We start from the raw sequence: 12,802 nt of genomic DNA, 5'->3' as shown, positions 1-12,802 counted from the left end.
TACAAGGGGATATTTAATGCGTGAGATCAATGTTTCGGAAATTACCGAAGCGGTTAAAAATATGTGCATAGATGCGAACTATGCACTTTCTGAAGATATGAAAAAAGCTCTTGAGTCTGCTCAGAAAGAGGAAGTTTCAGAGCTTGGAAAACAGATATTTTCACAACTGGAAGAAAATCTTGAAATTGCGGCTAGCGATCAGATTCCAATCTGTCAGGATACAGGAATGGCGGTGCTTTTCTTTAAGATTGGTCAGGAGGTTCATTTTACGGGCGGAAATCTTGGAGATGCGATAAATGAAGGCGTAAGACAGGGATATACGGAAGGCTACCTTAGAAAGTCGGTAGTCGGAGATCCTCTTATCAGAGTAAATACAAAAGATAATACACCGGCAATCGTACACTATGACATTGTCCCAGGGGATAAAGTTACAATCACATGTGCACCCAAGGGATTTGGAAGTGAGAACATGAGCAGAGTCTTTATGTTAAAGCCTGCTGACGGAGAAGAAGGTGTCAAGGAAGCGGTTGTTCGTGCCGTTAAGGATGCCGGCCCCAATGCATGTCCTCCTATGGTTGTAGGTGTAGGAATAGGCGGTACATTCGAAAAATGTGCAGAGATGGCAAAAGAAGCGCTTACAAGACCAGTTGGAAGCCATTCTGACAAAGAGCATATTAAAGCTATGGAAGAAGAACTGCTTGAGAGAATCAATAAAACCGGAATCGGCCCTGCCGGACTTGGTGGTAAGATGACGGCTCTTGCGGTGAATATAAACACATATGCCACACATATTGCGGGACTTCCTGTGGCAGTTAATATCTGTTGCCACGTAAACAGGCATGTTACCGTGACTTTGTGATATTGCTAGATCATAGAATAATAGGAATTGAGAAGGAATTGACATGAATAAAGAAATACAGGCTCCTGTCAGCGCGGAGGTCGTAAATGAGCTCAGTGCCGGCGATATGGTTTATATTACAGGAACAATCTATACAGCCCGTGATGCGGCACATAAGAGAATGGATGAAGCGCTTGCTGAGGGAAAAGAACTTCCTATAGATATAAAAGGAAATCTTATCTATTATATGGGACCTTCTCCTGCAAGAGAGGGCAGGCCAATTGGCTCTGCAGGCCCTACAACAGCCAGCAGAATGGATAAATACGCGCCCAAGCTCCTTGATCTGGGACTTGGCGGAATGATCGGAAAAGGTAAAAGATCTAAGGCGGTTTCAGACGCTATCGTAAGAAACGGATCTGTTTATTTTGCGGCAATAGGCGGAGCCGGAGCACTTTTATCAAAGGCGATAGTGGAATCGGAAGTTGTTGCCTATGACGATCTGGGTACAGAAGCTATCAGAAAGCTTAAAGTAGAGAAATTTCCTGCAATCGTAGTTATTGATTCTAAGGGAAATAACCTTTATGAAACAGCGGATAAGCTTTATAATAAAGAAAACGAATAAAAGAATTGACAAAGGATAAGCGACTTTGTATAATTACATTTGCGTCTTGGCTGTTAGCCAAGAGAATTCAAACCATATTTGGTAGAGGGATTCAGGCATGGAGAAATACTCAAGTGGCTGAAGAGGCGCCCCTGCTAAGGGTGTAGACCGTTCGCGCGGTGCGCGGGTTCAAATCCCGCTTTCTCCGTTGAAGTGAAACGTTACTGACTGAAAGATTTCAGTTGGTAACGTTTTTTGTTTGTCCGGAAATTTATATCAAGTAAATGAGTTTTGATATGTATGTGATTCTTTGCTCTTTTTTGCAAAAAAGGATTATCTAAAAATTTCTTTCATATAAGATCATATAAAATAAAAATGATAGATTATTCTTGTCAACAATTTTTTTAATAAAATAAAAAATAAAAAAGCCTTGACAGAATAAAGCCTTGAAACATCTAGCTTGGAATATTTCTTGTGAATAAATAAAAAGTTGAGCGAAGTTTTTATACAAAAGAGACACTTTTGTATAAAAGCAGATATTATATAGGATAATCAATCTGCTATTTTGTGCTGGTAACAGCGTATAACCACAATATCTAGTGCTCGGAAATTTTTTTAAAATTTCTCAAAAAAGTTGTTGCATTTGTATATACGCTTTGCTATAATAACTTTTGCCCGCTTGAGAGAGGGGCTGAAAACCGCAGAACTAAGCGGGTTTCATAAAAACTTTGAAAAAAGTTTAAAAAAGTTCTTGACAAAGCATTTCAACTATGTTATTATGAATGAGTTGCGGCGCTGAGCTGCAAGAACTAAGAACCTTGACAAATAAACAGTAATGCAACCCTGAAAGATTCCAAGAGAATAATTCAGAAAAATGTAAATTAACGGACAGAACGAAAAGCCAAGCTTAAGTTCTTAGCCGGATTAAACTTTTAAACGTGAGAGTTCGATCCTGGCTCAGGATGAACGCTGGCGGCGTGCCTAACACATGCAAGTCGAACGGAGATTTAACGCTGATGAAGCTTCGGCAGATTCTTGTTAAATCTTAGTGGCGGACGGGTGAGTAACGCGTGGGCAACCTGCCTCATACTGGGGGATAACAGCTGGAAACGACTGTTAATACCGCATAAGCGCACGGTATCGCATGATACAGTGTGAAAAACTCCGGTGGTATGAGATGGGCCCGCGTCAGATTAGCCAGTTGGCAGGGTAACGGCCTACCAAAGCGACGATCTGTAGCCGGCCTGAGAGGGCGGACGGCCACATTGGGACTGAGACACGGCCCAAACTCCTACGGGAGGCAGCAGTGGGGGATATTGCACAATGGAGGAAACTCTGATGCAGCGACGCCGCGTGAGTGAAGAAGTATTTCGGTATGTAAAGCTCTATCAGCAGGGAAGAAAGACTCGTAAGAGAGATGACGGTACCTGACTAAGAAGCCCCGGCTAACTACGTGCCAGCAGCCGCGGTAATACGTAGGGGGCAAGCGTTATCCGGATTTACTGGGTGTAAAGGGAGCGCAGACGGCTTAGCAAGTCTGAAGTGAAACCCCACGGCTCAACCGTGGGCTTGCTTTGGAAACTGTTAGGCTAGAGTACTGGAGAGGTAAGCGGAATTCCTAGTGTAGCGGTGAAATGCGTAGATATTAGGAGGAACATCGGTGGCGAAGGCGGCTTACTGGACAGCAACTGACGTTGAGGCTCGAAGGCGTGGGGAGCAAACAGGATTAGATACCCTGGTAGTCCACGCGGTAAACGATGAATACTAGGTGTTGGGTGTCATAGACATTCAGTGCCGTCGCTAACGCAATAAGTATTCCACCTGGGGAGTACGTTCGCAAGAATGAAACTCAAAGGAATTGACGGGGACCCGCACAAGCGGTGGAGCATGTGGTTTAATTCGAAGCAACGCGAAGAACCTTACCAGATCTTGAGATCCGGATGAATACAGGGTAATGCCTGTAGCTCTTCGGAGCATCCGAGACAGGTGGTGCATGGTTGTCGTCAGCTCGTGTCGTGAGATGTTGGGTTAAGTCCCGCAACGAGCGCAACCCTTGTCCATAGTAGCCAGCAGTAAGATGGGAACTCTATGGAGACTGCCAGGGATAACCTGGAGGAAGGTGGGGATGACGTCAAATCATCATGCCCCTTATGATCTGGGCCACACACGTGCTACAATGTCGTAACAAAGGGACGCGACCCCGCGAGGGTGAGCAAATCTCAAAAATAACGACCCAGTTCGGACTGTAGGCTGCAACCCGCCTGCACGAAGCTGGAATCGCTAGTAATCGCAGATCAGCATGCTGCGGTGAATACGTTCCCGGGTCTTGTACACACCGCCCGTCACACCATGGGAGTCGGAAATGCCCGAAGCCGGTGACTTAACCGTAAGGAGAGAGCCGTCGAAGGCAGGTCTGATAACTGGGGTGAAGTCGTAACAAGGTAGCCGTAGGAGAACCTGCGGCTGGATCACCTCCTTTCTAAGGAAAAGAAGCGGAATCGAAGTAAGGAGTTGTATTACTGTCTAGTTGTCAAGAAGGCAACAAACATTTCCGGTGGTGATGCGCTATGGGGTAACACCCGTTCCCATCCCGAACACGACGGTTAAGACCATAGCGGCCGAAAGTACTATGTGGGCAACTGCATGGGAGGCTAGGTGGCTGCCGGATTTAAGAAGGGCTTATAGCTCAGCCGGTTAGAGCGCACGCCTGATAAGCGTGAGGTCGGTGGTTCGAGTCCACTTAAGCCCACTGGGTTTTCTTCTTTGAAAACCGATTTGTACCTTGAAAACCGAATACTGAATGAAAGATTTTAATCAGAAACTACGATTAAAAGACATCGAAAAATCCAGAAACAATCAAGATTTTAGTAGATATAAAGTGATAACGCTATATCACTTATATCAGAGAATAGTTATCGAAAGATACGACTGATTCTATACAGCTAACCGCTTACCGGAGACGGTAAGTAAAAATGGTTAAGCTATGTAGGGCGCAGGGCGGATGCCTTGGCACTAAGAGCCGAAGAAAGACGTGATAAGCTGCGAAAAGCTGCGGTGAGATGCAAATAATCTATGACCCGCAGATATCTGAATGGGGCAACCCGGCAGAGAAGACCTCTGTCACTTTAAACTGAATCCATAGGTTTAAAGAGGGAACCCGGTGAACTGAAACATCTAAGTAGCCGGAGGAAGAGAAAACAAAAGTGATTCCGTAAGTAGCGGCGAGCGAACGCGGAAGAGCCCAAACCAGGAAGCTTGCTTCCTGGGGTTCGGACTGTATAATCGATGGAAGTTGCTAGTAGAAAGGGAATGGAAAGTCCCTGCCAGAGAGAGTGAAAGCCTCGTATACGAAAGCGACTGAAGCGAGACAGTATCCAGAGTAGGACGAGACACGTGAAACCTTGTCTGAATGTGCGGGGACCACCCCGTAAGGCTAAATACTCCTTAGTGACCGATAGCGAATAGTACCGTGAGGGAAAGGTGAAAAGGACCCCGGGAGGGGAGTGAAAGAGAACCTGAAACCCTGTGCCTGCAAGCTGCGAAAGCACTATCTAAATGAAGTGTGATCGCGTACTTTTTGTAGAACGGTCCGGCGAGTTATGTATGGAGGCGAGGTTAAGCACTTAAGGTGAATAGCCGAAGGGAGACCGAGTCTGAATAGGGCGACTAGTCTTTATACATAGACCCGAAACCGGGTGATCTATCCATGGACAGGATGAAGCGGCCGTAAAAGGCTGTGGAGGTCCGAACACACATCCGTTGAAAAGGGTGGTGATGAGCTGTGGATAGGGGAGAAATTCCAATCGAACTCGGAGATAGCTGGTTCTCCCCGAAATAGCTTTAGGGCTAGCCCTGTATCAAACCTTTTGGAGGTAGAGCACTGAATATCCGCGGGGGCTTCACCGCTTACCAAAGATTATCAAACTCCGAATGCCAATAAGGTGATGAACAGGAGTCAGACTACACGAGATAAGTTGGGTAGTCAAAAGGGAAAGAGCCCAGATCTACGGCTAAGGTCCCAAAGTACGTGTTAAGTGGAAAAGGATGTGGGATTTCATAGACAGCTAGGATGTTGGCTCAGAAGCAGCCACACATTCAAAGAGTGCGTAATAGCTCACTAGCCGAGAGGTCCTGCGCCGAAAATTACCGGGGCTGAAACACGACACCGAAGCCTAGGGATGGTATGTATCTACGGGTACATATGATCGGTAGGGGAGCATTCACAGGGGCGTAGAAACTGTACCGAAAGGAGCAGCGGAGCGCTGTGAAGAGAGAATGCCGGAATGAGTAGCGAGATGAAGGTGAGAATCCTTCAGGCCGAATATCCAAGGATTCCAGGGTAAAGCTGATCTGCCCTGGGGAAGTCGGGACCTAAGCTGAGGCCGAAGAGGCGTAGGCGATGGACAGCAGGTTGATATTCCTGCACTTGTATATATCAGAACTGTGGGGACGCAGGCAAAAGGGATGAGCCGGGGAAGGAAGAACCGGTCCCGCAAGGGGGAACGAATTTTAGTAGTGAAGCATCAGATATGACTGCCAAGAAAAGCCACTATAGCGTATATACAACCCGTACCGTAAACCGACACAGGTGGATGAGGAGAGAATCCTAAGGCCGACGGGAGAAGCATTGTTAAGGAACTCGGCAAAATGTCCCCGTAACTTCGGGATAAGGGGAGCCTGAGCAATCAGGCCGCAGAGAAGAGGCTCAAGCAACTGTTTAGCAAAAACACAGGTCTATGCGAAACCGAAAGGTGAGGTATATGGGCTGACGCCTGCCCGGTGCTGGAAGGTTAAGAGGAGAGGTTAGAGCAATCGAAGCTTTGAATTTAAGCCCCAGTAAACGGCGGCCGTAACTATAACGGTCCTAAGGTAGCGAAATTCCTTGTCGGGTAAGTTCCGACCCGCACGAAAGGCGTAATGATTTGAGCACTGTCTCGGCAATGCACCCGGTGAAATTGAAGTACCAGTGAAGATGCTGGTTACCCGCGCCAGGACGGAAAGACCCCATGGAGCTTTACTCCAGGTTGATACTGGGGTCCGGTATTATATGTACAGGATAGGTGGGAGACTATGAGTATGTGGCGTCAGCTGCATATGAGTCGCTGTTGGGATACCACCCTTATGATGCTGGGCTTCTAACCAAGGACCATTACCTGGTCCGGGGACAATGTCTGCCGGGGAGTTTGACTGGGGCGGTCGCCTCCGAAAGAGTATCGGAGGCGCTCAAAGGTTCCTTCAGAATGGACGGAAACCATTCGTAGAGTGCAAAGGCAGAAGGGAGCCTGACTGTGACACCGACGGGTGGAACAGATACGAAAGTAGGACTTAGTGATCCGGTGGTATGAAAGTGGGATTGCCATCGCTCAACGGATAAAAGCTACCCTGGGGATAACAGGCTTATCACTCCCAAGAGTTCACATCGACGGAGTGGTTTGGCACCTCGATGTCGGCTCATCGCATCCTGGGGCTGTAGCAGGTCCCAAGGGTTGGGCTGTTCGCCCATTAAAGCGGTACGCGAGCTGGGTTCAGAACGTCGTGAGACAGTTCGGTCCCTATCCGGCGCGGGCGTAGGATATCTGAGAGGAGCTGTCCTTAGTACGAGAGGACCGGGATGGACGGACCGCTGGTGTATCAGCTGCATCGCCAGATGCATAAGGCTGGGTAGCCACGTCCGGACGGGATAAACGCTGAAGGCATCTAAGCGTGAAGCCCCCCTCAAGATGAGATATCCCTGCTTTAGCAGTAAGACCCCTTGTAGAGTACGAGGTTAGATAGGCACAAGGTGTAAGCATGGTAACATGTTCAGCTGATGTGTACTAATAGGTCGAGGGCTTATCCAAAAGATAGGTGTATAGATAAATCTGGAAGAGATAATTCAGTGTTCGGTTTTGAAGGTACAAAACCTTAAATAATATGGCCCGGTGGCTCAGCTGGTTAGAGCGCCGCCCTGTCACGGCGGAGGTCAGGGGTTCGAACCCCCTTCGGGTCGCTCAAACTAAATATTGTTTGAATAAAGAGAACGGGATCTTAGCTCAGCTGGGAGAGCATCTGCCTTACAAGCAGAGGGTCACAGGTTCGAGCCCTGTAGGTCCCATTTTTCTTCTTACACAATTCGTGTGTGTAAGCCGATGTGGCTCAATTGGCAGAGCAGCTGATTTGTAATCAGCAGGTTAACGGTTCGAGTCCGCTCATCGGCTCTATATGGATGGCTTCCCGAGTGGCCAAAGGGGACAGACTGTAAATCTGCTGCAAATTGCTTCGGTGGTTCGAATCCACCGCCATCCATTTGTGCAGAGCACTTAACGAGTGTACGAGTTTAGTGCGAGCCATGGGTGAACACTTAATGAGGTATTATCGAGTTTAGTGTGAATCCCAATTCAATACGATTCGTACGAGGTACGGATTTTTATAATGACGCGGGGTGGAGCAGTCTGGAAGCTCGTCGGGCTCATAACCCGAAGGTCATAGGTTCAAATCCTGTCCCCGCTACTACATGCCTAGATAGCTCAGTTGGTAGAGCAGAGGACTGAAAATCCTCGTGTCGTTGGTTCGATTCCGACTCTAGGCATCTTTTTTTATTAATCGAATATGCTTTATCTTGACTCAGTTGACAATATTGTTTACTGAGTTTTTTTACGTATTTCATTAGATTTTATTTTTTTTTCTTCTTTTTGTGCTAAGATAAATAATATTATTTTACGAGTTATATATAAAGTATTACAGTTATAGAAGTATTTTTCATCAAGGAGTTACATGTTTAAGCTTAACGAAAACGATAAGATAGCAATTAAGACTGTTCTCGATATAAAGGAATATAACGAAGAGAACTTTGATCCAAATATATTAGATCAATTAGAGAATGACCCTATGATTCTTTCTTTACTTAAAAAATATGGTAGTGAGCTTTTAGGTGATCAGAGGTATTTGCAATTGACAAAATTTATACAGCACGGTGATGTGACTGTTTATCAGCATTGTATTCATGTAGCGCTTTGCGCACTTAAGTTTGATGCAAGATTTAATACGGGAGCAGACCTTAGATCTCTTGTCAGAGGAGCTCTTTTACATGATTATTTCTTGTATGATTGGCATGATGGAAGTGCTCCGGGAAATATTCACCCCAAGTTACATGGATTCTATCATCCTGGTATAGCACTTAAGAATGCAGTAAAGGACTATAATCTCTCAAAGAGAGAGAAAGATATAATAAAAAAGCATATGTGGCCGCTTACAATTAATCCGCCCAGATGCAGAGAGGCATGGATAGTTTGTGTTGCGGACAAATATGCTTCTACACTTGAGACGCTCAAGTTGAAGAAGGGAATAATCGCAATCGACTATGCAGAATCTTTACAATAAGCTCATTGAGCTTTCAGAGAGCGGGCAGTATCCGTTTCACATGCCCGGACATAAAAGAAACATTGAGAGCACCCCGTTAAAGGGTGCTTTTCGTTGTGATATTACAGAAATTGATGACTTTGATAATCTTCATGATGAAGAGGGAATTATCCTTAAGGCTGAAGAACGCGCAAACAGGCTATATGGCGCGTATAGGACGTACTTTTGTGTGAATGGAAGTACGGCAGGCGTGCTTGCGGCGGTTTCAGCGGCTGTAAAGAAGGGTGGAACAATTCTTGCCGCAAGGGGAAGTCATAAATCTTTTTATCATGCGGCATTTCTAAGAGAGCTTGATATCAAATATCTTCCCGATAAATCCGATGACGAACTTAAAATTCCGGGAACTTATACACAAGAGGATGTGGAAAACTTTCTTGATGAAAAGGTTGAAGCGGTGTTTATTACATCGCCCACATATGAAGGCAGATGCTCGGACATAAAAGGGATAGCACATGCGTGTCATAAGCGAGGAATCCCACTAATAGTGGATTCTGCCCACGGTGCGCATTTTGGATTCGGAAAAAAAATATGATAAAGACGGAGAGTATGATTCCGTTCCTAAAAACACAATTAATCTTGGAGCGGACATAGTTATCCACAGTGTCCACAAAACTCTTCCGTCAATGACGCAGACTTCGCTTGTACATATTTCTGAGAATGAGGAGCTTTCTGATAAAGTTAAGAAGTATCTGAGAATATATCAGACAAGCAGCCCGTCATATGTTTTGATGGCTTCAATAGATCTTTGTATGCAGGAGATGGAAGAAAACGGAGATTGCTATATAGAAGCTCTTTTAGACTACAGAAACAGAATATCCTACAAGACAAGATCGCTTAAGAACATTGTAATACCGGGACGTGAGATGATAGACGATCCTGCCAAAGTTGTGATCTGTGATAGTAGCGGGACAATGACAGGAAAGCAGATATATGGTATACTTCGGGAGGAATATAATCTTCAACTTGAGATGGCGGGAGATAAAATTGCGCTTGCCATTTTGTCAGGATGGGATACGACTGAAGGTATCGACAGGCTTATAGAAGCAGTCTCGGAACTAGATGAAAAAATCCAGAAAACTAAGATAAATACCGGAACATCTGTAAATGATCCAATTTGCAAAAAAGGATTTACAGAATATCCCAATGTTATAATGAAATTGAGCGAAGCATGGGATAGACCTACTGAGGAAACTCTGCTTAAAGAGGCAAAAGGAAAAGTGGCCGGAGATTTTATAAATCTTTATCCGCCCGGAATTCCGCTTATTGTGCCGGGAGAAGAGTTTTCAGAGGAACTTATTCAGGATATTTGCGGATATATTGAAGAAGACTTAAATGTTCAAGGCGTGATTTCTGAGCCCAGTGGGACGGGCTTTTACGTAAGAACAATAAAGTAATATACAAATGGCGAACTATTTTTTATAGCAAGAAAGGAATTACATGCGCAGAACCAAGATAATCTGTACAATCGGACCGGCAAGTGAGAATGAGGATAAGTTACGTGAGATAATGCTTGCGGGTATGAACGTTGCACGTTTTAATTTTTCTCACGGATCACATGAAGAGCACAAGAGAAAATATGACAGAATAAAGAAACTTCGTGAAGAACTCAATCTTCCTATAGCAGTTATGCTTGATACAAAGGGACCTGAGATAAGACTCAAAGATTTTGCCAATGGCAAAGAGGAGCTTGTTGCAGGCCAGAAGTTCACTCTGACTTCAAGGGAAGTTGCCGGAACTAAGGACGAAGTTTCAATTACATATAAAGAGCTTACATCCGATTGCAAAGAGGGAATGACAATCCTTCTTGATGACGGACTTATTGAGCTTAAGGTTGATGAAGTAACAAAAGAAGATATCATCTGTACCGTAGTAAACGGCGGACCTATATCCGATAAGAAGGGCGTAAATGTTCCCGGAGCAAAGCTTACAATGCCATATCTTAGTGAGCAGGACAGAGGTGATATCGAGTTTGGATGTGACCAGGGATTTGATTTTGTTGCAGCTTCTTTTGTCAGAACAAAAGAGGACGTTCTTGATGTCAGGAAAATCCTTGATGCAAAGAACAGCTGCATGAAGATAATTGCAAAGATTGAAAGTACACAGGGTATTAATAACCTTGAGGAAATTATTGATACAGCGGACGGAATCATGGTTGCAAGAGGAGACATGGGTGTAGAAGTTCCTTTTGAAGATGTTCCGGTTATCCAAAAAGAGATGATAAAGCTAGCGGAATCAAAGGGTAAATATGTTATCACAGCAACACAGATGCTTGATTCCATGATCCATCATCCAAGACCGACAAGAGCAGAAGTAACAGACGTTGCGAATGCTATATATGACGGAACAACAGCAATCATGCTTTCTGGCGAGACTGCTTCGGGAGATTATCCTGTAGAAGCGGTAAAGACAATGGCTAGAATCGCAGAGCGCACCGAGCAGGATATTGACTACGTCGGAAGACTTAAAAAGAGAGATTACGCTCCTTCCGATTCTACAACAGCTATTTCACATGCGACATGTAATATCGCGACTGAAGTCGGTGCAGACGCAATCCTTACTGTATCAATGTCTGGATTTACAGCTGCAATGGTATCAAGATATAAGCCAAGCTGCAGGATAATCGCATGCACAACTAAGCCTACGGTTTGCAGACAGACTAACCTCATGTGGGGAGTAACACCTCTTCACATCAGACAGGAAGATACAACGGACGAACTCTTTAAAGAAGCAATCAATTCCGCAAAGAACGCAGGACTTCTCAAGGAAGGCGATAAAGTAGTACTTACAGCGGGTGTACCTCTCGGAATACCCGGAAGAACCAATATGATACGTGTTGAGGAGCTCTGATGGGAAAAATATTTCTTTTAATGGGGAAAAGCTCGTCTGGAAAAGACACTATCTATCGTGAACTCATGAGAGAAAAAGATTTGGGACTTAAAAAAGTTGTCTCTTACACTACAAGACCCATGCGTGAGGGCGAAACAGACGGTGTTCAGTATCTTTTCAAGAATGAAGAAGAGTATAAGCAGCTTAAGGCAGATAACAAGATAATCGAAGAGCGCGCATACAACACCAAATGTGGCATTTGGAGATATTTTACGGCTGATGACGGACAGATCGACTTAAGTGACGGCGACTATCTGATAATCGGTACACTTGAGTCCTATTGCTACATAAGAGATTATTTTGGAAAAGAAAATGTGGTGCCTGTTTATATAGACACAAGCGCAAGAACAAGGCTTGAGCGCGCAATGCATCGCGAGGATGAGCAGGAAAATCCCAGATATGACGAGATGTGCAGAAGATTCCTTGCGGATGAAGAAGATTTTAGCGAAACAAAGCTGTCGGAAGCGAAGATAGAAAAACGTTTTGAGAACAATGCTGAGATTGACGACTGTATTAAGGAAATTACTGAATACATAGCGCAGAAAATACGATAAAATATATGTAGAAGCATAAGTGTGCCGGAACATTGAATCTATAGTAAGTGCGTCGGCATACCGGATTAAGAGGTGCGCGGCATGGATATCAAAGTAAACAATATCGGTCAGACAGCTCAGGTTACAGGGCCGGAACAGCCCAAAGAAGCAAATGGCGATTTTAAGTTTATGCTTACTTCCAAGCTCGAGGATACAGGGCTTGCGGAGAGGCTTAATCTTATGTTGCAGGATATTGTTCAACAGGGCGAGAGAATTGCGAAACGCAACGACATCAAAGACATGCAGCGTTACAGGATTCTTATTAAAGATTTTATGAATGAAGTAGTATCAAGGTCTCATGCTTTTTCACGTGAGAACTTTCTGGACAGAAAGGGACGCCATCGCGTGTACGGAATAATCAGGCAGGTTGATGACGAACTTGATGCTTTGGCAAAAGAACTTGTTAAAGATGAAAAAGACAACATAGGGATACTTGCAAAAATAGGTCAGATACAGGGGTTATTGCTGGACATATTTACTTAAAGA

At 44.8% G+C, this 12,802-nt stretch carries 8 protein-coding genes, 8 tRNA genes and 3 rRNA genes; all 19 read left to right on the top strand.

The window, feature by feature from the left end; translation table 11 throughout:
* The first annotated feature begins 16 nt into the window (after nucleotides 1–16).
* Complete coding sequence (locus CD00_RS0112175; RefSeq protein ID WP_026656211.1) at nucleotides 17–859, top strand: fumarate hydratase; 843 nt, start codon at nucleotides 17–19, stop codon at nucleotides 857–859.
* 43 nt (nucleotides 860–902) lie between these two features.
* The gene (locus CD00_RS0112170) at nucleotides 903–1,460 is read left to right on the top strand and encodes a Fe-S-containing hydro-lyase (RefSeq protein ID WP_026656210.1); all 558 of its coding nucleotides are present in this window, start codon (nucleotides 903–905) and stop codon (nucleotides 1,458–1,460) included.
* A 99-nt stretch (nucleotides 1,461–1,559) separates the two neighbouring features.
* Nucleotides 1,560–1,647 (top strand) — tRNA-Ser (locus tag CD00_RS0112165).
* Between the two features lie 726 nt (nucleotides 1,648–2,373).
* Nucleotides 2,374–3,918 (top strand): 16S ribosomal RNA (locus CD00_RS0112160).
* Between the two features lie 71 nt (nucleotides 3,919–3,989).
* A 5S ribosomal RNA gene (rrf, locus tag CD00_RS0112155) occupies nucleotides 3,990–4,107 on the top strand.
* A gap of 7 nt (nucleotides 4,108–4,114) precedes the next feature.
* Nucleotides 4,115–4,188: transfer RNA gene (locus CD00_RS0112150), tRNA-Ile, on the top strand.
* A 225-nt stretch (nucleotides 4,189–4,413) separates the two neighbouring features.
* Nucleotides 4,414–7,279: ribosomal RNA gene (locus CD00_RS0112145) — 23S ribosomal RNA — on the top strand.
* Together the 16S, 23S and 5S rRNA genes with 7 tRNA genes alongside form the textbook arrangement of a ribosomal RNA operon.
* A 75-nt stretch (nucleotides 7,280–7,354) precedes the next feature.
* Nucleotides 7,355–7,428 (top strand) — tRNA-Asp (locus tag CD00_RS0112140).
* A gap of 32 nt (nucleotides 7,429–7,460) precedes the next feature.
* Nucleotides 7,461–7,533: transfer RNA gene (locus tag CD00_RS0112135), tRNA-Val, on the top strand.
* Between the two features lie 30 nt (nucleotides 7,534–7,563).
* Nucleotides 7,564–7,636, top strand: a tRNA-Thr gene (locus CD00_RS0112130).
* Nucleotides 7,637–7,642: 6 nt separating this feature from the next.
* Nucleotides 7,643–7,724 (top strand) — tRNA-Tyr (locus CD00_RS0112125).
* A 130-nt stretch (nucleotides 7,725–7,854) separates the two neighbouring features.
* Nucleotides 7,855–7,928: transfer RNA gene (locus CD00_RS0112120), tRNA-Met, on the top strand.
* A 6-nt stretch (nucleotides 7,929–7,934) separates the two neighbouring features.
* A tRNA-Phe gene (locus CD00_RS0112115) sits at nucleotides 7,935–8,007 on the top strand.
* Nucleotides 8,008–8,192: 185 nt separating this feature from the next.
* Nucleotides 8,193–8,798, top strand: coding sequence for an HD domain-containing protein (locus CD00_RS0112110; protein WP_026656209.1), 606 nt, complete (start codon nucleotides 8,193–8,195; stop codon nucleotides 8,796–8,798).
* Nucleotides 8,779–9,369, top strand: a complete 591-nt coding sequence (locus tag CD00_RS19440) for an aminotransferase class V-fold PLP-dependent enzyme (protein ID WP_051594184.1) — start codon at nucleotides 8,779–8,781, stop codon at nucleotides 9,367–9,369. The genes CD00_RS0112110 and CD00_RS19440 overlap by 20 nt, the downstream gene beginning before the upstream one ends.
* Nucleotides 9,347–10,231, top strand: coding sequence for a hypothetical protein (locus tag CD00_RS20890; RefSeq protein WP_051594183.1), 885 nt, complete (start codon nucleotides 9,347–9,349; stop codon nucleotides 10,229–10,231). The genes CD00_RS19440 and CD00_RS20890 overlap by 23 nt, the downstream gene beginning before the upstream one ends.
* 43 nt (nucleotides 10,232–10,274) lie before the next feature.
* Nucleotides 10,275–11,684, top strand: a complete 1,410-nt coding sequence (pyk, locus tag CD00_RS0112100; RefSeq protein ID WP_026656208.1) for a pyruvate kinase — start codon at nucleotides 10,275–10,277, stop codon at nucleotides 11,682–11,684.
* Nucleotides 11,684–12,277, top strand: a complete 594-nt coding sequence (locus tag CD00_RS0112095) for a guanylate kinase (protein ID WP_026656207.1) — start codon at nucleotides 11,684–11,686, stop codon at nucleotides 12,275–12,277. The genes pyk and CD00_RS0112095 overlap by 1 nt, the downstream gene beginning before the upstream one ends.
* Before the next feature lie 81 nt (nucleotides 12,278–12,358).
* Nucleotides 12,359–12,799 (top strand): YaaR family protein, encoded by a 441-nt coding sequence (locus tag CD00_RS0112090; RefSeq protein ID WP_026656205.1) that lies wholly within the window; start codon nucleotides 12,359–12,361, stop codon nucleotides 12,797–12,799.
* Nucleotides 12,800–12,802: the final 3 nt, after the last annotated feature.

This window comes from Butyrivibrio sp. AE3003, from assembly GCF_000686065.1.
In the GTDB taxonomy this organism is placed as follows: domain Bacteria; phylum Bacillota; class Clostridia; order Lachnospirales; family Lachnospiraceae; genus Butyrivibrio; species Butyrivibrio hungatei_A.
The sequence above is the reverse complement of the archived record's forward strand: the minus strand, read 5'-3'. Positions and strand labels throughout refer to the sequence as shown.